Origin of the sequence: Egicoccus sp. AB-alg6-2 (genome assembly GCF_041821025.1) — a bacterium.
GTDB lineage: Bacteria > Actinomycetota > Nitriliruptoria > Nitriliruptorales > Nitriliruptoraceae > Egicoccus.
Map to the genome: position 1 here is coordinate 243,915 of NZ_JBGUAY010000003.1, position 24,832 is coordinate 268,746.

General features: G+C 71.6%; 24 protein-coding genes. 10 read left to right on the plus strand and 14 right to left on the minus strand.

Annotated elements, in window-relative coordinates:
• The first annotated feature begins 18 nt into the window (after positions 1-18).
• The 4 genes from ACERMF_RS06075 to ACERMF_RS06090 all read left to right on the plus strand — a co-directional run bounded on the left by ACERMF_RS06075 (position 19) and on the right by ACERMF_RS06090 (position 5,261).
• Complete coding sequence (locus ACERMF_RS06075; RefSeq protein ID WP_373668141.1) at positions 19-843, plus strand: class I SAM-dependent methyltransferase; 825 nt, start codon at positions 19-21, stop codon at positions 841-843.
• Positions 840-2,516: a 1,4-alpha-glucan branching protein domain-containing protein gene (locus ACERMF_RS06080; RefSeq protein WP_373668142.1), complete on the plus strand. Its 1,677-nt coding sequence runs from the start codon at positions 840-842 to the stop codon at positions 2,514-2,516. Before ACERMF_RS06075 ends, ACERMF_RS06080 begins: the two co-directional genes overlap by 4 nt.
• A 348-nt stretch (positions 2,517-2,864) precedes the next feature.
• Positions 2,865-4,487 (plus strand): putative bifunctional diguanylate cyclase/phosphodiesterase, encoded by a 1,623-nt coding sequence (locus tag ACERMF_RS06085; RefSeq protein ID WP_373668143.1) that lies wholly within the window; start codon positions 2,865-2,867, stop codon positions 4,485-4,487.
• Between the two features lie 102 nt (positions 4,488-4,589).
• Positions 4,590-5,261, plus strand: a complete 672-nt coding sequence (locus ACERMF_RS06090) for a response regulator (RefSeq protein WP_373668144.1) — start codon at positions 4,590-4,592, stop codon at positions 5,259-5,261.
• A 7-nt stretch (positions 5,262-5,268) separates the two neighbouring features.
• On the opposite strand, the gene ACERMF_RS06095 is transcribed toward ACERMF_RS06090, so the two are convergent.
• The 7 genes from ACERMF_RS06095 to ACERMF_RS06125 all read right to left on the minus strand — a co-directional run bounded on the left by ACERMF_RS06095 (position 5,269) and on the right by ACERMF_RS06125 (position 14,057).
• Positions 5,269-5,637, minus strand: a complete 369-nt coding sequence (locus tag ACERMF_RS06095; protein ID WP_373668381.1) for a response regulator transcription factor — start codon at positions 5,635-5,637, stop codon at positions 5,269-5,271.
• 117 nt (positions 5,638-5,754) lie between these two features.
• Positions 5,755-7,203, minus strand: a complete 1,449-nt coding sequence (locus ACERMF_RS06100; RefSeq protein ID WP_373668145.1) for a PAS domain-containing protein — start codon at positions 7,201-7,203, stop codon at positions 5,755-5,757.
• A complete protein-coding gene (locus ACERMF_RS06105) occupies positions 7,200-10,205 on the minus strand; it encodes an MASE1 domain-containing protein (protein WP_373668146.1) in 3,006 nt (1,001 codons plus the stop codon). Before ACERMF_RS06105 ends, ACERMF_RS06100 begins: the two co-directional genes overlap by 4 nt.
• 143 nt (positions 10,206-10,348) lie before the next feature.
• Positions 10,349-11,341: a glycine betaine ABC transporter substrate-binding protein gene (locus ACERMF_RS06110; protein WP_373668147.1), complete on the minus strand. Its 993-nt coding sequence runs from the start codon at positions 11,339-11,341 to the stop codon at positions 10,349-10,351.
• A gap of 93 nt (positions 11,342-11,434) precedes the next feature.
• Complete coding sequence (locus ACERMF_RS06115) at positions 11,435-12,250, minus strand: ABC transporter permease (protein ID WP_373668148.1); 816 nt, start codon at positions 12,248-12,250, stop codon at positions 11,435-11,437.
• Positions 12,247-13,416, minus strand: a complete 1,170-nt coding sequence (locus ACERMF_RS06120) for an ABC transporter ATP-binding protein (protein WP_373668149.1) — start codon at positions 13,414-13,416, stop codon at positions 12,247-12,249. The genes ACERMF_RS06115 and ACERMF_RS06120 overlap by 4 nt, the downstream gene beginning before the upstream one ends.
• Entirely contained in the window at positions 13,413-14,057 is a 645-nt protein-coding gene (locus ACERMF_RS06125; protein ID WP_373668150.1) for an ABC transporter permease, read from the minus strand. Before ACERMF_RS06125 ends, ACERMF_RS06120 begins: the two co-directional genes overlap by 4 nt.
• Positions 14,058-14,240: 183 nt before the next feature.
• On the opposite strand from ACERMF_RS06125, the gene ACERMF_RS06130 reads away from it, so the two are divergent.
• Together ACERMF_RS06130 and betA are read left to right on the plus strand one after the other, a co-directional pair.
• Positions 14,241-15,728 carry an aldehyde dehydrogenase family protein gene (locus tag ACERMF_RS06130; RefSeq protein WP_373668151.1) on the plus strand — a complete coding sequence of 496 codons (1,488 nt, stop codon included), beginning with the start codon at positions 14,241-14,243 and terminating at the stop codon, positions 15,726-15,728.
• Positions 15,725-17,374, plus strand: a complete 1,650-nt coding sequence (gene betA / locus ACERMF_RS06135; protein ID WP_373668152.1) for a choline dehydrogenase — start codon at positions 15,725-15,727, stop codon at positions 17,372-17,374. Before ACERMF_RS06130 ends, betA begins: the two co-directional genes overlap by 4 nt.
• Positions 17,375-17,392: 18 nt before the next feature.
• Here the strand turns inward: betA and ACERMF_RS06140 are convergent, their stop codons facing one another.
• Genes ACERMF_RS06140 through ACERMF_RS06150 form a run of 3 tightly spaced genes read right to left on the minus strand, consistent with a single transcriptional unit; the run spans position 17,393 to position 19,382 of the window.
• Positions 17,393-18,145, minus strand: coding sequence for a hypothetical protein (locus ACERMF_RS06140; RefSeq protein WP_373668153.1), 753 nt, complete (start codon positions 18,143-18,145; stop codon positions 17,393-17,395).
• On the minus strand, positions 18,142-19,023 hold the full coding sequence (locus ACERMF_RS06145; protein ID WP_373668154.1) for an ABC transporter ATP-binding protein: 882 nt from the start codon (positions 19,021-19,023) through the stop codon (positions 18,142-18,144). Before ACERMF_RS06145 ends, ACERMF_RS06140 begins: the two co-directional genes overlap by 4 nt.
• A gap of 59 nt (positions 19,024-19,082) precedes the next feature.
• Entirely contained in the window at positions 19,083-19,382 is a 300-nt protein-coding gene (locus ACERMF_RS06150; protein WP_373668155.1) for a hypothetical protein, read from the minus strand.
• Between the two features lie 104 nt (positions 19,383-19,486).
• On the opposite strand from ACERMF_RS06150, the gene ACERMF_RS06155 reads away from it, so the two are divergent.
• The 3 genes from ACERMF_RS06155 to ACERMF_RS06165 are packed head-to-tail and all read left to right on the plus strand — an operon-like array spanning position 19,487 to position 21,540.
• Positions 19,487-19,984, plus strand: coding sequence for a copper chaperone PCu(A)C (locus ACERMF_RS06155; protein ID WP_373668156.1), 498 nt, complete (start codon positions 19,487-19,489; stop codon positions 19,982-19,984).
• Positions 19,985-19,990: 6 nt separating this feature from the next.
• Positions 19,991-20,647 (plus strand): SCO family protein, encoded by a 657-nt coding sequence (locus ACERMF_RS06160; protein WP_373668157.1) that lies wholly within the window; start codon positions 19,991-19,993, stop codon positions 20,645-20,647.
• The gene (locus ACERMF_RS06165) at positions 20,644-21,540 is read left to right on the plus strand and encodes a cytochrome c oxidase assembly protein (RefSeq protein ID WP_373668158.1); all 897 of its coding nucleotides are present in this window, start codon (positions 20,644-20,646) and stop codon (positions 21,538-21,540) included. The genes ACERMF_RS06160 and ACERMF_RS06165 overlap by 4 nt, the downstream gene beginning before the upstream one ends.
• On the opposite strand, the gene ACERMF_RS06170 is transcribed toward ACERMF_RS06165, so the two are convergent.
• From ACERMF_RS06170 to ACERMF_RS06185, 4 genes are read right to left on the minus strand one after another with little or no spacing between them, the layout of a single operon-like run.
• Entirely contained in the window at positions 21,522-21,914 is a 393-nt protein-coding gene (locus ACERMF_RS06170) for a VOC family protein (RefSeq protein WP_373668159.1), read from the minus strand. The genes ACERMF_RS06165 and ACERMF_RS06170 overlap by 19 nt on opposite strands.
• Positions 21,915-21,931: 17 nt before the next feature.
• Positions 21,932-22,570, minus strand: a complete 639-nt coding sequence (locus tag ACERMF_RS06175; RefSeq protein ID WP_373668160.1) for a class I SAM-dependent methyltransferase — start codon at positions 22,568-22,570, stop codon at positions 21,932-21,934.
• Positions 22,567-23,418, minus strand: a complete 852-nt coding sequence (locus tag ACERMF_RS06180; RefSeq protein WP_373668161.1) for a DUF1932 domain-containing protein — start codon at positions 23,416-23,418, stop codon at positions 22,567-22,569. Before ACERMF_RS06180 ends, ACERMF_RS06175 begins: the two co-directional genes overlap by 4 nt.
• Positions 23,415-23,927: a DinB family protein gene (locus tag ACERMF_RS06185; RefSeq protein ID WP_373668382.1), complete on the minus strand. Its 513-nt coding sequence runs from the start codon at positions 23,925-23,927 to the stop codon at positions 23,415-23,417. The genes ACERMF_RS06180 and ACERMF_RS06185 overlap by 4 nt, the downstream gene beginning before the upstream one ends.
• Before the next feature lie 256 nt (positions 23,928-24,183).
• On the opposite strand from ACERMF_RS06185, the gene ACERMF_RS06190 reads away from it, so the two are divergent.
• Positions 24,184-24,786: a hypothetical protein gene (locus tag ACERMF_RS06190; RefSeq protein ID WP_373668162.1), complete on the plus strand. Its 603-nt coding sequence runs from the start codon at positions 24,184-24,186 to the stop codon at positions 24,784-24,786.
• Positions 24,787-24,832 lie beyond the last annotated feature (46 nt).

Consider the following 24,832-nt stretch of genomic DNA (forward strand, 5'->3'; position numbering starts at 1 on the left):
AACCGTAGGCTCGGATCCATGCCTGATGCGCCGCCCCCAGCCGACCACACTGACCCCGTCCGCGCCGACGGCGTACGCGGCACGCCGCGGGACCTGGCGCTGACCGGCGAGCGGACGCTGCCCGGCGTTCCCGACGAGAACTACTGGTTCCAGCGGCACGTCGTGGCCTACGAACTCGGCGCCGAGCTCGCGACGGCGTCCGGCGTCGAGACCGTGCTCGACGCCGGGTGCGGCGAGGGCTACGGGCTGGCGATGCTGGCGGCAACCGGGCTGAGCCGTGTTGTCGGCGTCGACCTCGACGAGGCGGCCGTCGCGCACGCCGGCGCACGGTACGGCCTGAACCCGGCCATCGAGGTGCACGCGGCGGAGCTGATGGCGCTGCCACTGGACGACGACGCGATCGACCTGACCGTGTCGTTCCAGGTGATCGAGCACCTCCACGACATCCCGGGCTATCTGCGCGCACTGCGCCGCGTCACACGGAACGGCGGCGTGGTCGCCATCGCCACGCCCAATCGCCTGACCTTCACCCCTGGCAGCGACGTCCCCGTCAACCCGTTCCACACCCGCGAGTTCACCGCAGCTGAACTCCACGAGGAGCTGACGACGGCGGGGCTGGAGGTGCAACGCCTGCTGGGCGTCCATCACGGTGACCGCCTTCGGGGCATCGAGGCTGCGGCGGGTCGACCGCTGACCGACCTGCTGACGGAAGCCACGCCCGACGCCTGGCCGTCCTGGGTGCGACGCACCGTGCATGCGGTCCGGCCGTCGTGGTTCGAACTGCGCGACGACGCACTCGACGCCAGCCTCGACCTCGTCGCGGTCTGCCGGGTGGTGGGATGAACGGGGAGCTCGCCCTGGTCCTGCACACCCATTTGCCCTACCTGAAGGGGCACGGGGTGTGGCCGGTGGGCGAGGAGTGGCTCTTCCAGGCCTGGGCGGGGTCGTGGCTGCCGGTGACGCGGGTACTCGAGCGCCTGGCCGAGGACGGGCACCGCGACGTCCTCACCCTCGGGGTCACGCCGTTGGCGGCGCACCAGGTCCGGGACGCGCAGCTCGGCAACGATCTCGGTATCTGGATCGCCGGCCAGATGTGGCGCAGCGAGGAACAGCGCTGGCACCGGCACATGGGCATCGAGGTCGTCGAACTCGCCACCTACTACTGGCGCCACTTCGCCGACCTGCTGGCCTACCACGAGGACGTGCAGTCCCGAGGCGGCCTGACGTCGGTGTGGGCCGACCTTGCGGCCAACGGGGTGGTCGAGCTGCTCGGCGGGCCGGCGACCCACCCCTACCTGCCGCTGATCGCCGACCCGGCCGAGATCGATGCGCAGCTCGCCGTCGGCCTCGACGACCATGCGACCTGGGCGCCGCGGCGACCGACGGGCCTGTGGGCTCCGGAGATGGCTTACCGCCCACAGGGACGGGTCGCCGACCCGACCGCCGAGCCGCTGCACGTCGATCGCCACGGGACGCCGACGTTGCTGCGGGTGGGTCGCGAGTTGCCCGGCCTCGAGACGCAGTACGCCGCGCACGGGATCGACCACGTGCTGGTGGACACCGCCACGCTTTGGGACGCCGCCGGCCGGCCCACCCGCGACTGGACCGCCGACGAGGTGCTCTCGCCCGGAGAGGTGGCCGGGTTCGACGAGATCCACGACGGCGTCCTGATCGGCGACAGCGACGTCGTCGCCTACGCCCGCGACGTCACGATCAGCAGCCACGTGTGGTCGGCGTCGGCCGGCTACCCCGCCGACGCGTGGTACCGCGACTACTACGCACACGGCACGTTCGGCACGCACCCCTCGTGGCGGGTCACCGACCACGCACTTCCCCCGGACGCCAAGGAGCCCTACGTCCCTGCCGCGGCGGACGCCCGCGTGGACGTACACGCCGACCATTTCCACACGGCCCTGCGTGCGACGCTCCGGCCGCGTCCGGACACGCTGGTGGTCGCGGCCTTCGACACCGAGCTCTTCGGGCACTGGTGGTTCGAGGGACCGGCCTGGCTCGAGGCGGTCCTTCGTCGCGTCGCGGATGATCCGGACCTGCGCACCTCGACGCTCGCGTCACGGCGGGAGCGGCGGCCGCCGACACGCCGGCTGACGCTGCCCGAATCGTCCTGGGGCCACGCCAAGAGCCACGCGAGCTGGGTGGACGGGGCGACCCGACCGATGTGGCAGGCGATCGACGACGCCCGCGGCCGGGCCCGGTCAGCCCTGGCCGGTGGCAGAGGCAGCGCACGGGTCCGGCGGCAGCTCGCGCGGGAACTGGCGCTGCTCACGACCTCCGACTGGCCCTACATGGTGATCCGAGGCAACGCCGCCGGGTACGCGCACGAACGTGTCTCGGCGCACGCCGGCGCGATCGATCGCCTCTGCCGGCTGCTCGAGTCCGACGACGGGGACTCCGCGGCCGAAGTCGAGGCAGCCCGACTGGCCGCCATCGACGCCGCACCGCGGGATCCCGACGCACTGGTCGCCGCCTTGCAGGCCGACGGCACCTCCGTCGGGTAGGTGCCGAGGACGCAGGACCGGTGCCTCCCGGTCGTTGCCGATGACGCAACGATGTCAGGCGAAGGTGCCCCACCTGGGTCTCGTCGCGGCCAACCAGCGGTGCCATCATCTGGGCGGCGACGGTGCCCCCGCCCTGTCGCCGGACCGGCACGGCCGGCGCGAGCTCCCCCCGTCCGCGCTGCCCGTGCCGGTCACGTCTGTCGGCACGGGGCAGGCTCGCGCCTCCGACGGCGGCACCGAACTGACGCATCTGCATCAGTGCGATCAGGGCCGGATGGGTCTGCGCAAGCGGTCGATGGCCGCGCAGGATGGCATCGATCGAGCAGCACGAAGGCCGAGGGAGCAGCCGTGGACCGCAAGGGGAACCCGCCGGAGCGTCCGGCCGTCTGGCACCGGCTGCTGGCCCTCACGGCCGCCGCGATGCTGGCACCGTTGCTGATGCTGCACCACAGCACCATGGCTGCACCGCACGGGGTAGCCCTGACCGGCGGCTCGATGCTGCTGTCCGTGCTCGTCATCCACCAGCTTCACGGCCTGACCTCGCGGATCCGTGTGCAGGCGGCGGAGCTGCGACAGCTGGCCACGACGGACCCGTTGACCGGCGCCGTCAACCGCCGGCAATTCGAGGACGCGCTGACACGGGCGCTCGCGCAGGCCGCGAGCGAAAACACCGGGGTCAGTCTCGCCGTGCTCGACCTCGACCACTTCAAACGGTTCAACGACCGCAACGGCCACCTCGCCGGCGACCAACTCCTGCAGGAGATGACCGCCGCCTGGCGCACCCAGTTGCGGCCGACCGACGTCCTGGCACGGTTCGGGGGCGAGGAGTTCGTGGTCCTGCTTCCCGGCGCGACGGCCGACGAGGCCGAGCAGATCGTCGAGCGACTCCTCGCCCTGGTCCCAGGCAGCCAGACCTGCTCCGCCGGCGTGGCGCATCACGCTCCCGCCCAGGGCACACGGAACCTGCTCGCCCGCGCCGACCAGGCCCTCTACGTCGCCAAGTGCAGCGGACGGGCCCGGGTCGCCGTGGCGCGACCCACCGTCGGTGCGGTACCCACCGCGCCCCCGGGGACCCCCGTCGGCATGCCATGCGACGGTGCCAGCCTGCGCGACGAGCTCGAGCTCGCCTTCGCCAGCGGCCAGTTCCGGCTGTTCTATCAACCTCTCGTCGCGGTGCGGTCGGGGCGGGTGGTGGGCGCCGAGGCGCTCCTGCGCTGGCAGCACCCGACCCGCGGGCTGCTGACACCCGCAGCGTTCCTGCACGAAGCCGAGGAGATGGGCCTGTTGGTCCAGCTCGGCACGTGGGTGGTGGAGGAAGCCATCCGCGAACGTGCCAACTGGCCGGCCGGCAGCTACGTCAGCATCAACCTGTCGCCGCGCGAGCTCGAACACACCGTCCGCAGTCGCCTCACCGATCACATCGGCGACGCGTGCACCGCGGCCGGTGTGGACCCGCACGACATCATGATCGAGGTGACCGAGCAGGCGATCACGGACCTCGACAACACGCTGTCGGCGATGCAGTCCCTGCGGGCGCTCGGGGTGCGACTGGCGCTGGACGACTTCGGCACGGGGTACGCGTCGCTGGCGCGGCTGCGTGACCTGCCCTTCGACGTCTGCAAGCTCGACCGCAGCTTCGCCACCAAGATGAACGAACCCGGCGGCCTGACCGTCATCCGTGCCGTGCAGACCATGGCGCAGGCGTACGGCATGACCGTCATCGCCGAGGGCATCGAGACGGCCGGTCAGCTGCGACAGCTGGCCGACCTCGACTGGGAGCTCGTGCAGGGGTTCCACCTGCACCGGCCCATGCCCGCCGAGCAGATCCGCCCGCTGTTCTGCGAGGCGCCGTCCGACGTCCCCGATCCGAGCGACGTCGCCGCACCCCGCCATCTGCACGAGCTGCCCCGACCGTGGCGGTCGGACGCGTCGGGCCTGGTCATCGGGTGGCGGGCAGGCGCCGCGGTCTGATGCGCTGCCTCGTGTTCGCACGATATTCCGCTCGGGAATGGACAAGCAGACACACGGCCGGCATCTTGTCGTGACGCATTCGCGTCACGTGGGGAGGCCGGGGTGCCAGAACGTCGCACGGCGACGCGGATCGTGCTGGTCGACGATCACCAGATCCTGTCGGACGCGCTGCACGATGCCCTGTCCGCCGTCGACGGGCTGCAGGTCGTCGGGACCGCACGCGACCTCGCGGCAGGACTGGCGCTGGTCGAGTCCGAACGACCCGACGTCGTCATCATGGACGTCCGGTTGCCGGACGGCGACGGCGCGGCGGGCACGGCCGAGGCGCTGCGTCGGCATCCCGACACGAAGGTGCTCGTCCTGTCCGCGCAGGCGGGGTTGGACGTGGTCGCACGCGCCGTGGAGGCAGGTGCCGCGGGTTTCCTCACGAAGGACACGCCGCTCGCCGAACTGGCCACGGCCGTGATGCGCGTGCAGGAGGGAGCCGTCCTGTTCGCGCCCGAGTTGTTGCGCGCCGTGACCCGGCACCTGCGCCAGTCCACCGGACGGGTCGGCGATGACCTCTCCGCCCGCGAACTCGAGGTGTTGACCCTGCTCACCCAGGGCGCGTCCACGCGGGAGATGGCCGAGCAGCTGTACCTGTCGCTGCACACGGTCCGCAACCACGTCCGCAACCTCACGACGAAGCTCGGGGCGCGGTCACGGCTCGAGGCGGTGGCGATCGCCAACCGCGAGGGGCTCGTGACGGACGAGCGGGTGCATCACGCCGAGTGATGCAGGCTCAGCCGCCATCCGCGGCGCGACGGACCGCCGCCAGGATCTCACCGGCCGTGGCGCCCTTGACCAGGTAGGCGACGGCGCCGGCGTCGTGCATGAGCTCACGCGCCGAACGCGTGTTGTCCGCCGTCAAGGCGATCACCGCGGTCGTCGGCGAGACCTCGCGGATCTGCCTGGCGGCCTCGGGCCCGCCACCCGGCATACGGACGTCCACGATGGCGACGTCAGGACGCGCCTCCGCACACAGCCTCGCGGCTTCCTCGGCGGTCGTCGCCTCGCCGGCCAGCCACAGGTCCCGCTCGAAGTCGATGATGAGCTTCAGGGCATCACGCACCCTCGGGTCGTCGTCGACGACCACGACGTGGAGGATCATGGACACGGCGGGACCTGCGGCAGCGGAGCCCCAGTCTGCGCGGCACGTCGAACGGTGTCATGACGCAGCCGCGTCAATCCCCCGGTCGGGCGTACCCGCCCGTGCCGGACGTCGCGGTCACGCGACGGAGTCTCCCGGCCGCGACGGCAACGCCCAGGTCACCGAGGTACCCGAACCGTTCGGGAGGGCCACCACGCGGCAGGCCCCTCCGAGCACCTCGGCCTGCTCACGCATGAGCCGCAGGCCGCGATGCTCGATCGCCTCGTCCGTCGGATCGAACCCGATGCCGTCGTCGGTGACACTGCCGCGTAACCACTCGTCCACCAGCTCGAGTTGGATCCGCACACCGGACGCCCGCGCATGCCCCAGGACGTTGGCCAGGGCCTCCTGCACGAGGCGGTGGACGGCCTGCACGACCTGGGTGGGCAGCTGGAGGTCCGGCGCGATCCGCACGTCGAGCTCGACCTCGATGCCCTCGTGGCGCAGCAGGTACTCGGCGTAGGTCTCGATCGCCTCCTCCAGCGAGGCCGCAGAAGCGGTTGGTGGTGCCAGCCGTTGGATCGTCAGCCGCAAGGTGCGGATGGCGGCCTCGAGGGGCTGCCGTGCCGCCTGCAACGCAGCCGTCGACCCGGTGCTGATCGCGTGGTCCAGGCGCAACAGCGTCGCGGCGACGGTCTGGACGGCGTCGTCGTGCAGGTGCTCGGCGATGCGGCGCCGCTCCTCGTCGGCGACGGTGGCCAGCCGGGTGAGCAGCTCGAGGCGCTCGGTCTCGAGGGCATGCCGGCGGCGCTCCTGCACACGCGCACGCGTGACGTCGCGGGCGATCGCCCCCACCCCCAGCCGGTCCCCCGCATGCTCGACCGGGTAGTAGCTGACCAGCCAGTCGCGCCGCTTCCCCTCCGGGTCGCGACTGGTGACCTCGAGGTCGAGCACCGTCTCACCGTCGTCGAGGACGCGTCGGAACGTCGGGGCGAGCTCGAGCCACTGCTCCGTTCCCACCAACTCCACGATGCGGCGTCCGAGCACGTCACCGACCGTCCACCCGGGCACGGCCGCAAGCGCGGCGTTGGCGTGAAGCACGCGCAGGTCCCGGTCCAGGAAGCCCAGCCCGATGGGCGCATGCTGCTGCATGGCGTCGAGCATCGCGAGCCGTTGGGCGGCCCGGCGCTCCGCGTCCGCGAACTGCCGCTCGGCCTCGCGCCGGTCGTGCACGTCGGTCAGGGTGCCGATCCAGCGGTCGGGCCCACCGCCACCGGCGGGCGCGAACGCACCACGCTCCTCGTGCCAGCGGTGGACGCCATCGTGGCGACGCAGGCGGTATTCGGCCTGCATCGGCTGCCCGGTCGCCAGGGCGTCGCTCCACGCCTGCTGCGCCAGTGGCAGGTCTTCGGGGTGGACGGAGGATTCCCAGCCGCGCTCCAGGAACTCCTCGAGGCCCAGCCCGACGTAGTCCAGACCGGCGGTATTGAAGTAGAAGACGTTGCCGTCGGTGTCGGCGAGCCACACCTTGTGCGGCAGCGCTTCGAACAGGGTCAGCTCGACCCCGTGCGGCCGACCATCGCTCATGATGGTCCCGGGGTGCTGGTCGCCGTCCGGACGCTCCCGGGCGGGGACTGGCCGACGGCCGTGAGCAGTTCTGCCACGGTGAACGGTTTGGGCAGGTAGGTGACCCTCGACGGCGCGATCGGCAGTTCGCCCGTGTCGGCGTAGCCCGACATCACCACGATCCGCACGGCGGGGTGGTGCTCGGCGGCATGGGCCACCAGCTCGGGCCCCGGCAGGCGCGGCATCACCACGTCCGTGACCAGCACGTCGAACCGCTGGCGATCCAGCAGCTCACGGGCGGTCTGTCCGTCGGTCGCCTCGGCCACCTCGTAGCCAGCGCCGACGAGCACGTCGTGGACCACCTCACGGACGATGGCGGCGTCCTCGGCGACCAGGACGCGGCCGACCCCCCTCGTACCCGCGTCGACGTCGGCGGTCTCGTGAGATGGTGAGACGGCGACGGGCGTCACGGCGTCGAAGCGGATCTCGACGGTCGTGCCCCGACCCGGGACGCTGTCGATCGCGACGCGACCGCCGGCGCGCTCCACGATGCCGTAGACGGTGGCCAGTCCCAGGCCGCTACCGCCGGCGGCCGCCTTCGTGGTGAAGAACGGCTCGACCGCCCGGGCGGCGACCTCCGGGCTCATGCCCGTCCCGGCGTCGCTGACCCGCAGAACCGCCTGGCGGACCTCGCCCTCGCCGTCCACCGCCTCGACCTCGATACCGAGCACGCCGCCGGCCGGCATCGCGTCACGGGCGTTGATCGCGAGGTTCACGATGACCTGCTCGAGCTGCACCGGATCGATCCGGATCCAGACCGGCGCCGACGGGGGCGCCGTCTCGATCGTGACCTGCTCGCCGATGATGCGGTCGAGGAGTCCGACGACGTCGGTGACGGCCGCCCCGAGCTCGACGTCGACCGGCGGACGCGAGGCGCCACGGCTGAACGCCAGCAGCTGGTCCACCAGCGCCGCCGCGCGGCGGCCGAGGTTCTGCATCTCCTGCAGGTTGTGGACGAGCCGATCGTCGGTGGTGTGGAGCCGGCTCAACTCGGCCAGTCCGAGGATGCCGGTCAGCAGGTTGTTGAAGTCGTGCGCGATCCCGCCGGCCAGCCGACCGACCGCCTCCATCTTGCTGGCGGTCATCCGTTCGAGCTGGACCCGGTGGAGCTCGAGCACCGTGCTGATCAGCGATGCAGCCGACGCCAGCACCCGGGCGTCGTCCGGCGCGGTGGCTGGGGACGCGCCCATCAGGGTGAGGACCCCGTGCGGGTGCATGCTCCCGGGGATCCGGACGGCGATGGCACGATCCGGACCGTTGCCGGTGTCCTCCTGCCTGAGATCACCGTTCGCCGACGGACCGTCCTGGACGAGGACCGGTTCGTCGCTGCCCAGTGCGGCCGCGGCGACGTTGCGTTCAGCGTCTGTCGACGGCAGCCGGTCGTCGCCCGCGCCCACCCGTTCGAGGGCGCCGGTGTCGGCGAGGTAGCGGTGGGCGGCGAGCGTCGCCTCCCCGAAGGCGGGGGTGAGCAGCTCGAGGGCGTCCTCGAGGAACCGCTCGGGTCCGTCGACCTGCAGCGCCCGCGTACCGAGCGTCGCCAGTGCCTCCTGGTGACGGGCGTGCCGGACCAGCCGTTCACGCGACGTCCGCTGCTCGGTGACGTCGGCGATGACCCCGATCATGCCGACCGGCGTGCGGCCTTCGCCCCTCAGGACGACGCCGCGCCCCTCGGCCCAGCGGACGGTGCCGTCGGGCCGCACCAGCCGGTGGTCGATGCGGTACGCGTCCTGGTCCTCCTCGAGGGCGCGGCGGATGGCCTCGGCGATGCGGTCGCGGTCGTCGGGGTGGCTGCGCTCGACGAATTCCTCGATCCGCCCCGAGAAGCTGCCCGGTTCCAGGCCGAAGATCCGCTCCGTGCCCTCGCTCCAGTGCACCTCACCGGTGGCGAGGTCCCATTCCCAGACCCCGAGCTCAGCGCTCTCCACGGCCAGGCCGAGGCGGGCGCGCTGACGCCAGGCCTCGCGTTCGAGCGCCGCCTGCTGCGCCTGCGCGCGGCGTCGCTCGGCCGCCTGTGCCACGAGGAGGCCGGTGACGACCGCCGCCACACCGAGGAACAGCTGCAGCGTCTGCACCTGCCGCAGCAGGCCGGTCGCCGGATCCCGGAAGGCACCGAACCCCCCGACGGCCTGCACGATCTCCACGACCGCGACGACCGCGACGGCCAACGTCGCCGAAGGCGGTCGGAGCCGCAGTCCGGCGTAGACGAGGGGCAGCAGGGCGAGGAAGCTGAAGCGCAGGTCCGCGGGCGCGAACGCGAGGACCCCCACGGCGGCCGTGGCGAACAGGACGCCGACGGCCTCGAGCCGCGTCGCGGCCGGCGGCGCCGCGCGCGGTGCCACCCAGGCGAGCACCAGCGGACCGACGAGGGCGATCCCGATCGCATCGCCGATGAACCACGCCGCCCAGGCCGACGCGAAGCTGCCACCGAAACTTGCCGCGGAGGTCGCCCCACCGAAGATGCCGCCGATGGCGGGCGCGGCCACGGCGGCCCCCAGGAAGAAGACCGCCACGGGCCGCAGGCGACGCCAGCCGATGACGGATCCACCCCACCGTTGGACCAGCCAGGCCCCGAGCCAGGCCTGCACGACGTTGGTCGCGATGAACCCGGCGCTCGCCAGGGGTGGCGTGGCGTAGAGCACGTCGAAGAGGGCACCGCCCGGCACCAGGGCGGCCAGCAGCCACGGCCACTCGCGGCGGTCGCTGATCAGCAGCACGGCGACGGTCAGGCCGGCCGGCAACCACAGGACGGCAACACCCTCGACGGGTGAGAGCGGGGCGCCGCCCACCGCCAGCAGCAGGTACAGCACCCCGAAGGCGACCACCCGGAGGGCTAGCGGCGTGGCGCGCCACCTGGCGAGTGGTCCCGGTAGCGGCTCCGTCACCGACGGGTCGCGACGCCCCGCCGCCTCCCCGTCCTCCCCGGAACGGCTCGCCCCGGCCGTCCCCTCGATCACCTGGCGCACCCCGACACCTTCCGGCCGACTTCGATGCTACCGAGAGGGCCCGTGGCCGGACGCGGAAATGGCGCATTGCACTGCGGACATGGGCAGGGACCGGCCTGTGGCCGGTCCCTGCCCGCGCTCGACGCGTCGAGGTGTCCGCACGATCAGATGAACCCGTGATCCCGCAGGTAGCGCTCGGCGACGTCCTCGGGGAACTCGCCCTCGGAGCTGACCGCCGCGTTCATCTCGGTCATCAGCTCCTCGTCGATGGGGGCACCGAGCTCGGCGAACAGCTCGAGCAGCTCGGGGTGCTCGTCGGCGAGTTCCTGCATCATCTGCACCGACGACAGGTAGCTGACGAAGCCGCCCTGGTCGTCCTCGAGCACGTGCAGGTCCAGCGTCAGGATGCGACCGTCGGTCGTGAAGATCTCGCCGATCTCACACGGGTCACGATCGGCGATCGACTCGTAGATGACGCCGAAGTCCATGTTGCCGATGATGGAGCCGCTCGGCCACTCGAAGCCGTAGACCTCCTCGATCCGCGGCAGCCCGTCGTCACGTGTCGGGAACGTCGCGTCGGCGCACAGGGTCGCCTGGTCGGGGTTGGCCTCGACCCATTCGGCGAGGTCGGACACGGTCTCGAAACCGTGCTCTTCGTAGGCCTCGCGACTCATCGCGAAGCCGTAGGTGTTGTCGAAGGGAGCCGGCTCGGACCAGACGACGCCGTTCTGCTCGAGGTCCTGCTCGGCGACCGCCTGGTACTGCTCCATCGGGTCGTCGATCGGTTCCTCGTTGCCGAGGTAGTTGAACCAGGCCGTGCCGGTGTACTCCCAGGCGAGGTCGACCTCACCGGCGAGCAACGCGTTGCGCGCGCCGTCGGGGCTGGCGAGGTCCGCGGTGTACTCCACCTCGGCACCGGCGGCTTCGAGCGCCTGCACCACGATCTGGGCCAGGATGTACTGCTCGTCGAAGTCCTTGGTGCCGACGTGCAGCGACAGACCGGAGAAGTCGTAGTTCTGCGCGACGCTGCCGGCCGCCTCGCCGTCGCCGCCCTCGTCACCGTCTCCGCCGCCGTCGCCGTTGCAGGCAGCGGCGACGAGGCCGGTCGCGAGGGCTGCGGCAGCAACGCGCAGCCGGCGCCTTGCCAGGAACGTCATCGTGATCATCCTTCGTTCGGAATCGGTTGGTGGTGGTACGTCTGAGGTCTTGGAGAAGGCGGTCGGTGGGCACGCACCCGGCCGGCTCGGACGTCACAGGCCCTTGGGGCGCAGCACGTCCTCGACGATGCCGCCGGCCCAGTCGGCGAGGAGGGCGAGACCGGCGGCGAGGATGCTGCCGGTGTAGATCAGGGTCGGGCGCGTCAGGGCGAACCCGCTGGTGATGAAGGCGCCGAGCGTCCCCGCCCCGATGAAGGCGGCCAGCGGCGCCGAGCTGACGGTGAGGACCAGTGAGGTGCGCACGCCGGTGAGGACGACGGGAACGCTCAGCGGCAGTTCGATCTGCCGCAGCACCTGGCCCTTGCTCATCCCCATGCCGCGCGCGGCCTTGATCACGTCGCGCTGCACCTGTTGCAGGCCGACCATCGTGCCGCGCAGGATGGGGAGGAACGAGTAGGCGACCAGTCCGATGATGGCCGCGTTGCGACCCGACCTGCTCACGATGAGGAAGGCGAGCACGATCGTGCCCAGGGACGGGATCCCCTGACCGACGTTGGCGACGGTCACGACCGGTCCGGCGAAGCGCTTCGCCCAGGGACGTGTGAGGGCGATGCCGACGGGCACGGCGAGCACGATGACCCAGAACGTCGCCCACAGCGAGATGTCGAGGTGCTGCAGGAAGGCCGTCCGCACGTTGCCCCAGGTCAGCGACCGGCGCTCGATGCTGCCGAGTTCGCGCTGGTCGAGCCAGAGGTAGAACGCGAGCCAACTCGCCCCGACGAGCAGCGGCGTCCACAGGTAGCCGAGCAGGCGCCGGCGCCCGGCGCCGCCGGTGCCGTCCGCCGCCGGCTCGAGCGCGACCTGCTCGTCGACCGGGGCCTGCTCGTCGAGCGTTCCCGGTGCGCTCATGCCGGCGCCGCTTCGACCTCGTCGGCGGCGTCCTCGGACCGCGCCCGCATCCCGGCGACCGCGGCATGCAGCGTGTCGAGGTCGAGCACCCCGACGAAGCCGTCGCGGTCCACCACCGTGGCGGCCGGGACGGCGCCGACGAGCAGTTCGGCCAACGCCTCGGAGAGCCGGTCCTTCGGGCCGAGGGAGCGCTCGACCGGCTGTCCCGACGTGGCCAGGTCCGTCGCGGAGCGCAGGTCGTCGAGTCGCACCCACCGCTGCGGCAGGCCGCCGTCGCCCATGACCAGGACCGAACGCTCGGGGTGCTGCTCGGCGAGACGACGGGCGTCCTCCACGCTGCCCGACGACGCGATGGTGGGCCAGTCGGCGACGGGACGGACGTCGCGGACGCGGGCGAGGTTGAGCCGCTTGAACACGCTGCCGCTGCCGAGGAAGTCGACCACGAAGTCGTCGGCCGGGGCGGAGAGCAGGTCCTCGGGACGGGCGTACTGGGCCACCTGCGCGCTCTCGCGCAGGATCGCCACCCGGTCCCCCAACGTGATCGCCTCGTCGATGTCGTGGGTGACGAACACGATCGTCTTGCCGATCTCGTCCTGGATGCGCAGGAACTCGCGCTGGAGCCAGTCGCGGGTGATCGGGTCGGTCGCCCCGAACGGTTCGTCCATGAGCATGACCGGCGGATCCGCCGCCATCGCGCGCGCCACGCCGACCCGCTGTCGCTGCCCCCCGGAGAGCGCCTTCGGGTAGCGGTCGCGGTACTCGGTCGGTTCGAGGCCGACGAGCTCGAGCAGTTCGTCGACGCGCTCCTCGATGCGCTGACGCTGCCAGCCGAGCAGGCGCGGGACGGTCGCGATGTTCTGCGCGATGGTGCGGTGCGGGAAGAGGCCGATCTCCTGGATCGCGTACCCGATGCGGCGGCGCAGTTCCTCGGTGTTGATGTGGGTGACGTCCTGGCCCTCGAGGATGATGCGGCCGGAGGTGGGTTCGACGAGCCGGTTGATCATCTCCAGAGTGGTCGTCTTGCCGCACCCGGAGGGGCCGACGAGCATGACGATCTCACCCGCGGCGATGTCGAGGTCGAGCGCGTCGACCGCCGGCGCGGTCTGCCCCGGATAGTGCTTGGTCAGGGCCTCGAGCCGGATCATCGGTTCGGCGGATTCGCTCAACGGAGTCCCTTCGGGGTGAGGAGCCTGCCGCCCAGCGCGACGACGGCGTCGAGGACGACGGTCACCGCGACGATCGCCAGGACGCCGACGGTCGCCTGTGGGACGGCACGGACCGACCCGATCGACCGCAGCCCTCCGAAGATCTCGCTGCCGAGACCGGGGCCGCCCACGTAGGACGCGACCGCCGCGATGCCGACCGTCAGGACCGTGGCGATGCGCACACCCGACAGGATGACGGGCAACGCGAGCGGGAGTTCGACCCGCGTCAGGGTCTGGACACGCCCCATGCCCATCCCACGGGCCGACCGCACCATGGCCGGGTCGACCTGCCGCAGGCCGGTGATGGTGTTGCGCACGATGGGGAGCAGCGCGTAGATGACCAACGTGAGCACCGACGGCTGCGCGCCCAGGCCGAGGAAGACCATGAACATGGCGAAATAGGCCAGGGACGGGACCGTGAACAGCGCGCTCGTGGTCGCGATCAGCACGGTCGCGGCGCGCGGCCGCTGGTGCACCAGCACCCCGAGCAGGACCCCGAGGGTCGTGGCGAGCAGGACCGAACCCGCGACCAGCACGAGGTGGTCGATGGTCAGCTCGAGCACGGTGTCCCACCGTCGTTCGAGGTAGTCCAGGACCGTCACGGTGCCCTACTGGTCGGCAGCAATCGTCTTCGAGGCGGGTCCCCGCCTTCACGCCTCGTGCCGCATCCCCCGTGACGGTGACCCTAGTGAAAAAGCCGCGAGGCCACCAACGGCCCTACGATGCTGCGCCCCGCGGGCCGGTCATCGACCACCGGCGGACCGTCGATCGAGGAGCCGGCACCCGTGCACGACCTGTACATCGACGGCGCCTGGCGTCCGCCGCTGGCCGGAGGCACCCGCGACGTCGTCGACCCGTTCGACGGCCGGGTCGTCCGCACCGTCGCCGAAGGGGACGCGGACGACGCCCGGCTGGCCATCGCGGCCGCCCGCCGCGCCTTCGACGACGGGGACTGGCCGTGGCTGCCCGGGGTGGAGCGCGGTCGTTGCCTGGATCGGCTCGCGGCCGCCATCACCGCCGACCGTGAGCACCTCGCCGCCCTCGAGACCCAGGACACCGGCAAGACGCTCGCCGAGAGCCGGATGGACATCGACGACATCGCCGGTGTCGTGCGGTACTACGCGGCGCTCGCCGACAAGGACGCGGGCGAGGTGGTCGACGCACCGACCCCGGGCCTGTCCTCGGTGGTGCACCGCGAACCCGTCGGGGTGTGCGGGCAGATCTCGCCGTGGAACTACCCGCTGCTGCAGGCGTCGTGGAAGTTCGCGCCGGCACTCGCTGCCGGCAACACCATCGTCGTCAAGCCGGCGGAGCTCACGCCGCTGACGACGATCCGCGTCTTCGAGTTGATGGACGAGACCGGGTTCCCGGCCGGCACCGTGAACCTCGTGCTCGGCGACGGCGCGACCGTCGGCGCCGAACTGAGTGCGAGCCACGACGTCGACCTGGTCTCGTTCACCGGCGGGATCGAGACGGGGCAGCGGGTCATGCGTGCCGCCGCCGGCAACGTCAAGAAGATCGCCCTGGAGCTCGGCGGCAAGAACCCCAACATCGTGTTCGCCGACGCCGAGTTCGAGACCGCCGTCGACTACGCGCTCCTGGCCGTGTTCCTGCACGCGGGCCAGGTGTGCTCCGCGGGCGCCAGACTGCTGGTCGAGGAGGCCATACACGACCGGTTCGTCGACGCCGTCGTCGAACGGGCGCAGCGGATCCGGCTCGGCGATGGACGTGACCCCGCCACGGAGAGCGGTCCACTGATCTCGGCCGAACACCGGGCGAAGGTCGAGGCACACGTCGCCCGGGCGATCGCGGAGGGCGCCGAGCTGCGCTGTGGCGGCGAGCGGCCCTCGGATCCCGCGCTGACGGACGGGTTCTTCTACGCGCCGACCGTACTGACGGGTTGCCGGCCCGACATGGCGATCGTGCAGCAGGAGGTCTTCGGGCCCGTGCTCACCGTCGAGGCGTTCGCGGACGAGCAGGACGCGGTGACGCGCGCCAACGACACGGTCTATGGTCTCGCTGGCGGCGTCTGGACCAGCGACCTGGCGCGGGCACAGCGGGTGGCGCGGCGGCTGCGGCTGGGGACGGTGTGGATCAACGACTTCCACCCCTACTTCCCGCAGGCACCGTGGGGCGGTTACAAGCGGTCCGGGATCGGCCGCGAGCTCGGTCGCGAGGGGCTGGCCGAGTACGTCGAGACCAAGCACGTTGCCACCAATCTCGCGCCGCAACCGACCGGCTGGTTCGGCACCGGCCGGGGGGCAGGCGCATGAGCGGGCGCTTCGACGTCGTCATCGTCGGCGGCGGCTCGGCCGGCTGCGTGCTGGCCAACCGCCTGACCGCCGACGGCTCGACCCGCGTGCTGGTGCTCGAGGCCGGCCGTGTCGACCACCGGTGGGACGTCTTCGTCCAGATGCCGGCCGCGCTCACGATCCCGATCGGCAACCGGTTCTACGACTGGAAGTACTCCTCCGAGCCCGAGCCGCACATGCACGGCCGGCGCATCTACCACGCGCGGGGCAAGGTGCTCGGCGGTTCGTCCTCGATCAACGGCATGATCTTCCAGCGCGGCAACCCGATGGACTACGACAAGTGGGCCGCGGCACCCGGGATGGACCACTGGGACTACGCGCACTGCCTGCCGTACTTCAAGCGCATGGAGACGTGCACGGCCGGCGCGGACGAGTGGCGCGGCGGCGAAGGGCCGCTGGTCCTCGAACGGGGACCGGCCACCAACCCGTTGTTCGCGGCGTTCTTCGAAGCCGGCCGTCAGGCCGGCTACCCGCTCACGAACGACGTCAACGGCTACCAGCAGGAGGGGTTCGCCCCCTTCGATCGCAACGTCCACCGCGGACGCCGGCTCTCGGCCTCGCGGGCGTACCTGCATCCGGTGCTCGACCGCCCCAACCTGCAGGTCCGGACCCGCGCCCTGGCCGCCCGCGTCCGCTTCGAGGGCACCCGGGCGACCGGCGTCGACTACATCCACCGCGGCCGTCTCCGCCACGTCGAGGCGACCGAGGTGATCCTCTGCGGTGGCGCGATCAACACGCCGCAACTGCTGCAGTTGTCCGGCGTCGGGGATGGCGACCACCTGCGCCCGCTCGGGATCACTCCCGTGCAGCACCTGCCGGGGGTCGGTCAGGGACTGCAGGACCACCTCGAGGTCTACATCCAGTACGCCTCGAAGCAGCCGGTCAGCCTGCAACCGCAGCTGGCGTGGTGGCGGCGACCGTGGATCGGGATGCAGTGGCTGTTCGCGCGCCGGGGCCCGGGGGCGACCAACCACTTCGAGGGCGGTGGCTTCGTCCGCTCCAACGACACGGTCGACTACCCAAACCTCATGTTCCACTTCCTGCCGCTGGCGATCCGCTACGACGGCAGCACGCCGGCCAGGGGGCACGGCTATCAGGTGCACGTCGGTCCCATGTACTCCGACGTGCGCGGCTCGGTGACGATCCGCGCACGCGACCCGCGCGTGCACCCGGCCCTGCGCTTCAACTACCTCTCGACCGAGAACGACCGGCGCGAATGGATCGAAGCGGTCCGCGTGGCACGCACCATCCTCGGACAGCCCGCCCTGGAGCCCTTCAACGGCGGCGAGCTCTCCCCCGGCCCCGAGGTCGCCACCGACGAGGAGATCCTCGACTGGGTCGCGCGCGACGCCGAGACGGCCCTGCACCCCTCCTGCACCGCCAGGATGGGGACCGACGAGGCTGCCGTCGTCGATCCGACGTCCATGCGGGTCCACGGTGTCGACGGCCTGCGGGTGGTCGACGCGTCCGTGATGCCGTCGATCACCAACGGCAACATCTATGCCCCGGTGATGATGATCGCCGAGAAGGCCGCCGACCTGATCACGGGCACGACACCGCTTCCGCCTCAGCGGTCGAACTACTACCGCCACGCCCGAGACGGATAGCCGTCGGGACATGGCGGTTCAGACGTCGCGCTCGCGCATCAGGACCACGGCCGCGGTGGTCAGCACCGCGACGTAGCCGAGGAAGGTCGCGAGCGCGGCCGCCGGCTCGAGATAGCGCATGCCGGGCGGCATCTGGGCCCGCGTCTCGGCGGTCAGGAACACGGAGTTGAGGGCCTGGAACGGCAGCCACTGCGCCACGCGTGGCAGCAGCATGGCGAGGTTCTCGACGACGAAGACCCAGACCAGTACGAGCGTGACCGCCACCACCTGGCTCCGAAGAAGCGCGCCGACCGCGACGCCCAGCATCGCCGTCAGCCCGAGACCGACGAACACCTGCCAGAGCGCGGTCCAGACCTCCGCGCCCCAGGACAAGGACACGTTCTCGACCGCCGCCATGGCGAACAGGATGACCGCGACCAGCACCAGGCTGACGCCGACGAAGGCGACCGCGTACGCCGCCCCGGCCGCCAGCTTGACGGCCAGCACCCGCGTCCGTGACGGCACCAGCTGGAGGGTGCGTCCGATGGTCCCGTGCCGGAACTCGGTCGTGACGACGAGCACCCCGATGATCAGCACGATGATGGAGTTGCCCCCGATCGTGTCGACGCTGCTGGCGACCTGACCGGCCGCGCCCGTGAAGTCGCCCCCGAACCCGGGGACGAGGAAGGGCAGCAGCGCACTCAGCACGACCAGGGCCAGGCCGATCCCGGTGATGACCCAGGTCGTCGGCACGGTCCGCAGTTTGCGCAGTTCGGCGGCGAACTGGTTCATGCGATCTCGCCTCCGGCCGTCAGCTCCATGAAGACGTCCTCGAGCTCGGCCGTCATCGGCCGGAGCTCGCGAAGCGCCACACCGGCCTGCAGCGCGAGCTCGCCGATCCGCTCGGGCGGGAGATTGCGCACGGTCAGACCGTGGGATCCTGCGGCGACCTCGGCACCCTCGGCCGCCAGGACCCGGTGGAGTCGCACGTCATCATTGCTGGCGACGCTGACGGCGGCACCACCGGCGACGGCGGTGAGCTGTGCGACCGAGGCCTCCGTGACGATGCGACCCTGGCGGATCACGATGACGTCGTCCGCGAGCCGGGCCACCTCGTTGATGAGGTGTGACGAGACGAGGATGGAGCGGCCCTCGTCGGCGAGGCGCCGCAGGAACCGCCGCACCCACAGGATTCCCTGGGGATCCAGGCCGTTGGCCGGCTCGTCGAGCAGCAGGACCCGGGGGTCACCCAGCATGGCCTGGGCGATGCCCAGCCGTTGGCGCATGCCGAGGCTGTACGCACCGACCCGCTTGTGGGCCGCGTTCTCCAGACCGACCAGCTCGAGCACCTCGTCGCAACGGTCCAGCGGGATGCCGACCGCGCGGGCGTTGACGCGTAGCTCCTCGATGGCACGGCGGCCCGGGTGGTGGCCGACGCCGTCGACGATCGAGCCGACCGTATGGACCGGGTCGTCGAGCTTGGCGAACGGTGTGCCGAGGATGCGCGCCTCGCCGGACGAGGGCGCGGTGAGACCGATGATCATGCGCATCGTCGTCGACTTGCCGGCGCCGTTGGGGCCGAGGAAGCCGACGACGCGCCCGGGTGGGACGTCGAAGCTCACCCGGTCGACCACGAGCTGGCCGCCGTACGACTTCGTCAGCCCGCGCACCGAGACCGCCGGCGTGGACGCAGGCGCTGGTGCAGGCGGCGGTGGGGGCGGCGGCGTGCTCACGTGCGGCCGCCCCGTCGGTTGCGACGTCGGACCTCCAGCAGCCGACCGACGGCACCGACGAGGGGCACCAGCACCGCGCCGATCAGCATGGACCCGGCCAGGTCCCATCCGCGGACGAGCGCCGCGCCCGCACCGACCAGGATGCCGAAGGGGACCAGCCACAGCGGGGCGTGCTGCGATCGCCCCTCGAGCTCGAAGCGCCGCTGCGTGAGCGTCGCACCCGTCGCACCCAGGAGCACCAGCAGCAGGCCCAGCACGAGCGGCAGCACGCCGTCAGCCCTGCCCTGCAACGCCACCTCGACCCCTTCTCGTCCCCGGCCCACGGCGTCGGGAGTCTACGCCGCGCAGGGCACGGCAGCCGCTTTGCCCCCGCGAGCGCGGCATGCGAGCATCGCCCGCGATGCCTGCCCTCCGACGCGCCACGCTCCCGGTCCTGCTGCTGCTCGTGGCGGTGACCGTGCTCGTCGGGTGCACCCGCGGCGAGCCCGACATCGCGGTCAGCCCGGCCCAGGCGGGTGCGCCCGCGGCCGGGTCGTCCCAGGTCGTGGTCGAGATCCGCAACAGCGGTGAGGGGGACGACACGCTGCTCGGAGCGAGCACCCCCGCTGCGGCCGGCGTCGAGATGCATCTGACCGAGGTGACCGATGGTCGCGCGTCGATGCGCCAGCAGGAGACCGTGGCCGTTCCCTCGGGCGACACCGTCCGCTTCCGCCCGGGCGGTCTGCACCTGATGCTGGTCGTGCCGGACGAGTCGGTCGTCGTGGGCGGTACCTTCGAGCTCACCCTCCACTTCGAGCGCTCCGGGGACCGGACGATCCCGGTCGAGGTGGTGTCGCTCCTCGACCTCGCCGAGGACGCCTTCGACCAGCCAGCGCCGGAACCGGGCGCCGACGACTGATCAGCCATGACCCTGCGCCGACTGCTGCTCCCGCTCCTCGCGCTCGCATTGTTCGCGGGCGCGTGCGAACCGACGACGGCGACCGCGATCTCCGCCCAGGGGCTCCAGCGCCAGGCCGACGGTTGGCACGGGGTGCCGCTGGAGGTCGAGCGCACGATGCCGGACGTGACGCTGCTCGACACCGCCGGGAACCAGGTCGACCTCCGCGAGGCGACCGCCGGCACCCCGACGCTGCTGTTCTTCGGCTACACCAGCTGTCCGGACATCTGTCCGATCCACCTCGCCGTGATCGCCGGTGCGATGCGCGAGCTCGGGGTCACCACCGAGCAGGTCCAGATGGTGTTCGTCTCGGTCGATCCCGAGCGCGACACGCCCGATCGCATCGACGCCTACCTCGCCAACTTCAACCACCGGTTCCTGGGCGTGCACGGTGACCGCGAGGTGGTCGAGGACGCCCTGCGCCAACTCGACCTTCCCGGTCCGGTCATCGAGGGGGCCGACCCCCGGGGCGAAGGTGACCTGATCGGCCACCCGGCACAGGTCATCGGCTTCGACGCCGACGGTGAGGCGCGGCGCGTGTGGCCCTTCGGTGCCCGCCGCTCGGACTGGATCCGCGACCTTCCCCGCATCCTCGAGGAGTGGTCGTCGGAGTCGGCGGCATGAACAACGTGGCGTGGTGGTGCTCCTCGACCGGCCAGGTGTGGACCTGGCGCTACACGCCGTTCCTCGGCGTCTGGGCGGTCGCGACCGCGCTGATCGGCGGGTACGTCCTCGCGCATCGGCGGGCCGGCCGTGCACTCGACCGCTCCCGCTTCCGGCTGTGGTGTCTGGGTGTGCTGGCGCTGTTCGTCGTCTCCGAGTGGCCCATCGGCCAGCTCGGCGTCGGCTACCTCGCCACCCTGGGCATCGCGCGCTACATCGTGTACTCCTTCGTCGCCGCCCCCTTGCTGCTGGTCGGCGTCCCCACGTGGTTGCTGGACCGGTGGCTGCCGTGGGGGTCGCGCCGACAGCAGGTGGTCTCGTCGCTGACGCGCTGGCCGAACGCGCTGCTGATCTTCAACCTGGTGCTCTTCGGCACCCATGTCCCGGTCGTCGTCGACACGCTCAAGACCAGCCAACTCGGCTCGTTCGGCATCGACGTGCTGCACCTGTTCGCCGGACTGGTCTGGTGGTGGCCGGCGTTGCGCCGTGAACCGGACCGCAACGCGATCCACGAACCGCTGCGGGCCTTCTACCTGTTCGCGAGCTCGGTGCTGATGTTCGTTCCCGCTGCCTTCCTCACCTTCAACCCGTTGCCGCTGTACGGGCTGTACGAGCTCGCACCGCCGTTGTGGCTCGGCTTCGACGCCATTCAGGACCAGCAGGCGGCGGGCATCGTGATGAACGTCGTCGGCGGGTTCGTGCTGTGGGGCATCATCGCCACGCTGTTCATGCGGTGGGCGAAGGAGCAGGAACGCACCGACGCCGTGACGCGCCGCGAACGCAGCCGGCGCACCATCGAGGCCATCCGGGCCGCCGAGGCCGAAGCCGACACCGCTCAGCCGACGGGCCAGTAGAACTCGACCGGCATGCCGTCGGGGTCGCGGCAGGTGAACAGGTGGGCGTGGGGTGCCTCGGTGACCGGCGAGCGCTCGAGCCCGAGCTCGTCCACGTGGGCGAGCCAGGCGTCGAGATCCTCGCGGCGGTCACAACCGATGGCGAGATGATCGAGGCCGACGCGGGTCTCGTCGAAGCGGTCGTCCGCGTCGGCGGCGTCATGCCTGGTCAGCGACACCAGGAAGCCGTCGGTGCCGAGCACGGACTTCCGCCACCCTGCCCCCTGTCGGGTTCCGATCTCCTCGACGGCGAGGACACGTCGGTACCAGTTCGCGGACGCCTCGAGGTCGGTGACGCTGACGGATACGTGGTGCAGGCGGGGACGGGGTGGCATGACGGCTCCGGGTCTTGTCAGGGCGAGCGCCGCCGCGCGACGGCGAGGAACAGCGGGTAGTCGCGACCGTCCTTGGTGACCGTGTGCACGCGCGAGAACGTCGACGTCCCGAACCCGGCGGCCACGAGCCAGTCGTCCAACGTCGCGGGTTCGAACCCGTGGTGGCCGCCGAAGCCCTCGCCGTGGAACGAACCGTCCTCGGCCTCGAGGTCCGCCAGCGCGACGGTGCCGCCCGGCTCGGTGACGGTGGCGAGCAGCGCGAGGGCGTCGGCCGGCTCGGGCACGTGGTGCAGGGCCATCAGGGAGACGACGAGATCGAAGCGCTCGTCGGGATCGAGGTCGATGTCGACGACCTTTGCGCCTGGCAGCTCGCCCCGCTCCACCTTGTCGAGCATGACGGCGCGCATGCCTTCGGACGGGTCGGCCACCGTGATCGTGCCGACGTGCGGCGCGAGGAACTGGGCCAGCAGCCCGGTGCCCGCCCCGTACTCGAGCAGGCGGGCGTCACCGGTGACGGGGACCGCCTCCACGATGGCGTCCGCCACGATCCTGGCCCGTTCGACCTTCTCCGGGTCGTCGTCCCAGGTCGCGGCACGCGCGTCGAAGCTGCCGTGGCCCTCGTCGTCGCCGTCGTGGTGGACGTGGGCGTCGGTCATCGTTCCTCCCCGGTTTCGAGCAGCGCGGTCGTCACCGCGGCCACGTCGGTCGTCGGTGTGTCGCGCAGGTGGGCGACGCGTTCGAAGACCGCGGCGGCTGCGACGTGGAAGCCGTCGGGTAGTCCGGCGGCCCCGAGGCCGACCGCGATCTCGTCCATCTCCCCGACCCAGCGCCACCCCTTGCGTGCGGCGCTCGCGGCGGCACGCTCGCTCCGGCCGGCCAGCGCCGGCTGCGAACGCTTCCATTCGGCGAGCAGTTCGGCCTCGACCCCCTCGGCGCTGGCCATCGCCCGCACCGCGAGCAACAGCGCGGCGCTGCCCTTGGTCCAGCCGGCGTACGCCATCTTGAGTGCCGATGCCGCCGGTGCGGCACCGCCGACGACGGGCGCCTCGAGGGGTCCGGCGTCGAACAGGGCCGCCACCTCGGCGGCTCGCGCTCCGGCGAGGTAGAGCCGGGTGGTCCCACGTTCGCGGGGTGGTCCTCCGATGATGCCGCCGTCGACGTAGTCGGCACCACCGCTCGTCACCGTCGCCGCGATCCCGCGCGCCGTCTGCGGAGCGACGGCATTGGCGTCGAGGTACAGCCCGGTGAACCCGTGGGCGGCGACCTCCCCGGCCACCTCGACGGCCGCGTGGGGCGGGCAGACGGACAGCAGCATGTCGCTGGCCGCGACGAGGGCTCCGAGGTCACCGACGTCGTCGATGGCCGCATCCTCGGCCCGGCGGCGCGAGGCGTCACCACGACCATGCGACGCCCAGACCACGCGGACCGCGGCGGCGGTGATCGCGGCCGCGACGGCCGAGCCCATCTCGCCCGGCGCGACCAGCCCTACGCGCCGGATGCTCATCCGGAACGTTCCAGCAGGCCGCGCAGGTACCCGGCCTGCCCCAGGTGCTGCATGGCATCGCCGACGACGCTGACCAGGCGGACCCCCGCCGTGACCGGCGGGTCGTAGCGGTCGTCGACGACGCGGTCGAGGTCCTCGGCGGTGGCCGTCGCGAGATAGTCGTCGATCATCGCGGTGACGGCATCCTGGTAGCCCCCGAGCAGGTCGACGTCGTCGACGCGTACGAGGGCGACCTGGTCGGCGTCGTGGCCGTACCCGTGGTCGTCCGGTTCCAGCGCCAGGTCGAAACGGTCCCGCCACCCGTCAGCGGCCCACACCTCGGCACGGCCGGCGAGCTCGGCCACCTGGGCGTCCTGCTGGCGGATGGTGTGCCAGAGCAGCCAGGCAAGCGAGTTGGCCTCGGGATCGGGACGGGTGTGCAGCAGTCGGTCGTCGGCCCCCTCGGCATGCCGCCGGATCAGTGGCGGGATGCGGTGGAAGGCGTCCGTGAGCAGTTCGCGCGTGTCCATACCCACACGCTACGTCGTGCGGGCGCGGTTCGCGGTCCGGATTCGGGACATCTGCCTCCGTTGACGCGCCTGTGGCCTTGTGCCCAGACTGGCAGCACGGGTGGAAACGGGGAGGCCCTTCGAGAGGCGGGACGCCGCCGGACCGACCTCCGCCCGCGCGATCGCATCGGTGACCGGATCCCGAGATCCGGTCCCGGGAGCTCCGGCAGGCTCACGTCCACGGCTCCTTTCGGAGCGGGTAGAAGAGGCCAGGAAGATGCGTATCCGAACCATTCCGCTGCTCATGATCGTGCTGCTCGTCCTGGGCAGCACGGCCGCCTTCGCCGAGGGCGGCACCAAGCACCGCGACGACCACGGCAAGAAGGGTGGTCACCACAAGGGCGTGCTGGTCCTGCACGCCACCGAGACGTCCGCGACCTACATCACCGCCGACGGCAGGGTGTTCACCGACGAGGACGAGGAAGAGGTCGATGACCTGATGCCGAGCGCCGGCGACCGGTTCCTCCTCGTCGACACGCTCTACAGCGACGAGGCGCGCACCGCGCTGGTCGGCCGCAACGACATCGAGTGCACCGTCACCGCGTTCTCCGGCACGAGCGAGGAGGACTTCTCGCAGAACCTGCTCTGTCACGGGGTCGTGACCGTCGACGGCGCCGGAACGCTCGCCTGGCAGGGCGCCGTGCAGTTCAGCTCGATGACGGAATTCGATCCCGCGATGCCCTTCGCCACCGTGGCCATCACCGGCGGCACCGGCCAGTACCTCGGCGCCAGCGGACAGGCGAAGCTGTTCGACACGAGCACGGACGACGACGAGTCCCTCACCCGCTACGAGGTGAAGCTGACCGCCGGTCGGCGATGACCCCCGGTCGGCGATGACGCGACCGCGTCGCGATGGAGGGTGCCTG

Bases quoted from the DNA above. Each gene is read 5' to 3' on its own strand.
- ACERMF_RS06080 (WP_373668142.1), top strand. From the start codon at position 840: ATGAACGGGGAGCTCGCCCTGGTCCTGCACACCCATTTGCCCTACCTG.
- ACERMF_RS06160 (WP_373668157.1), top strand. From the start codon at position 19,991: ATGACCCTGCGCCGACTGCTGCTCCCGCTCCTCGCGCTCGCATTGTTC.
- ACERMF_RS06110 (WP_373668147.1), bottom strand. From the start codon at position 11,341: ATGACGTTCCTGGCAAGGCGCCGGCTGCGCGTTGCTGCCGCAGCCCTC.
- ACERMF_RS06165 (WP_373668158.1), top strand. From the start codon at position 20,644: ATGAACAACGTGGCGTGGTGGTGCTCCTCGACCGGCCAGGTGTGGACC.
- ACERMF_RS06185 (WP_373668382.1), bottom strand. From the start codon at position 23,927: ATGGACACGCGCGAACTGCTCACGGACGCCTTCCACCGCATCCCGCCA.
- ACERMF_RS06075 (WP_373668141.1), top strand. From the start codon at position 19: ATGCCTGATGCGCCGCCCCCAGCCGACCACACTGACCCCGTCCGCGCC.
- ACERMF_RS06095 (WP_373668381.1), bottom strand. From the start codon at position 5,637: ATGATCCTCCACGTCGTGGTCGTCGACGACGACCCGAGGGTGCGTGAT.
- ACERMF_RS06100 (WP_373668145.1), bottom strand. From the start codon at position 7,203: ATGAGCGATGGTCGGCCGCACGGGGTCGAGCTGACCCTGTTCGAAGCG.
- ACERMF_RS06180 (WP_373668161.1), bottom strand. From the start codon at position 23,418: ATGAGCATCCGGCGCGTAGGGCTGGTCGCGCCGGGCGAGATGGGCTCG.
- ACERMF_RS06140 (WP_373668153.1), bottom strand. From the start codon at position 18,145: ATGAACCAGTTCGCCGCCGAACTGCGCAAACTGCGGACCGTGCCGACG.
- ACERMF_RS06155 (WP_373668156.1), top strand. From the start codon at position 19,487: ATGCCTGCCCTCCGACGCGCCACGCTCCCGGTCCTGCTGCTGCTCGTG.
- betA (WP_373668152.1), top strand. From the start codon at position 15,725: ATGAGCGGGCGCTTCGACGTCGTCATCGTCGGCGGCGGCTCGGCCGGC.
- ACERMF_RS06175 (WP_373668160.1), bottom strand. From the start codon at position 22,570: ATGACCGACGCCCACGTCCACCACGACGGCGACGACGAGGGCCACGGC.
- ACERMF_RS06115 (WP_373668148.1), bottom strand. From the start codon at position 12,250: ATGAGCGCACCGGGAACGCTCGACGAGCAGGCCCCGGTCGACGAGCAG.
- ACERMF_RS06190 (WP_373668162.1), top strand. From the start codon at position 24,184: ATGCGTATCCGAACCATTCCGCTGCTCATGATCGTGCTGCTCGTCCTG.
- ACERMF_RS06170 (WP_373668159.1), bottom strand. From the start codon at position 21,914: ATGCCACCCCGTCCCCGCCTGCACCACGTATCCGTCAGCGTCACCGAC.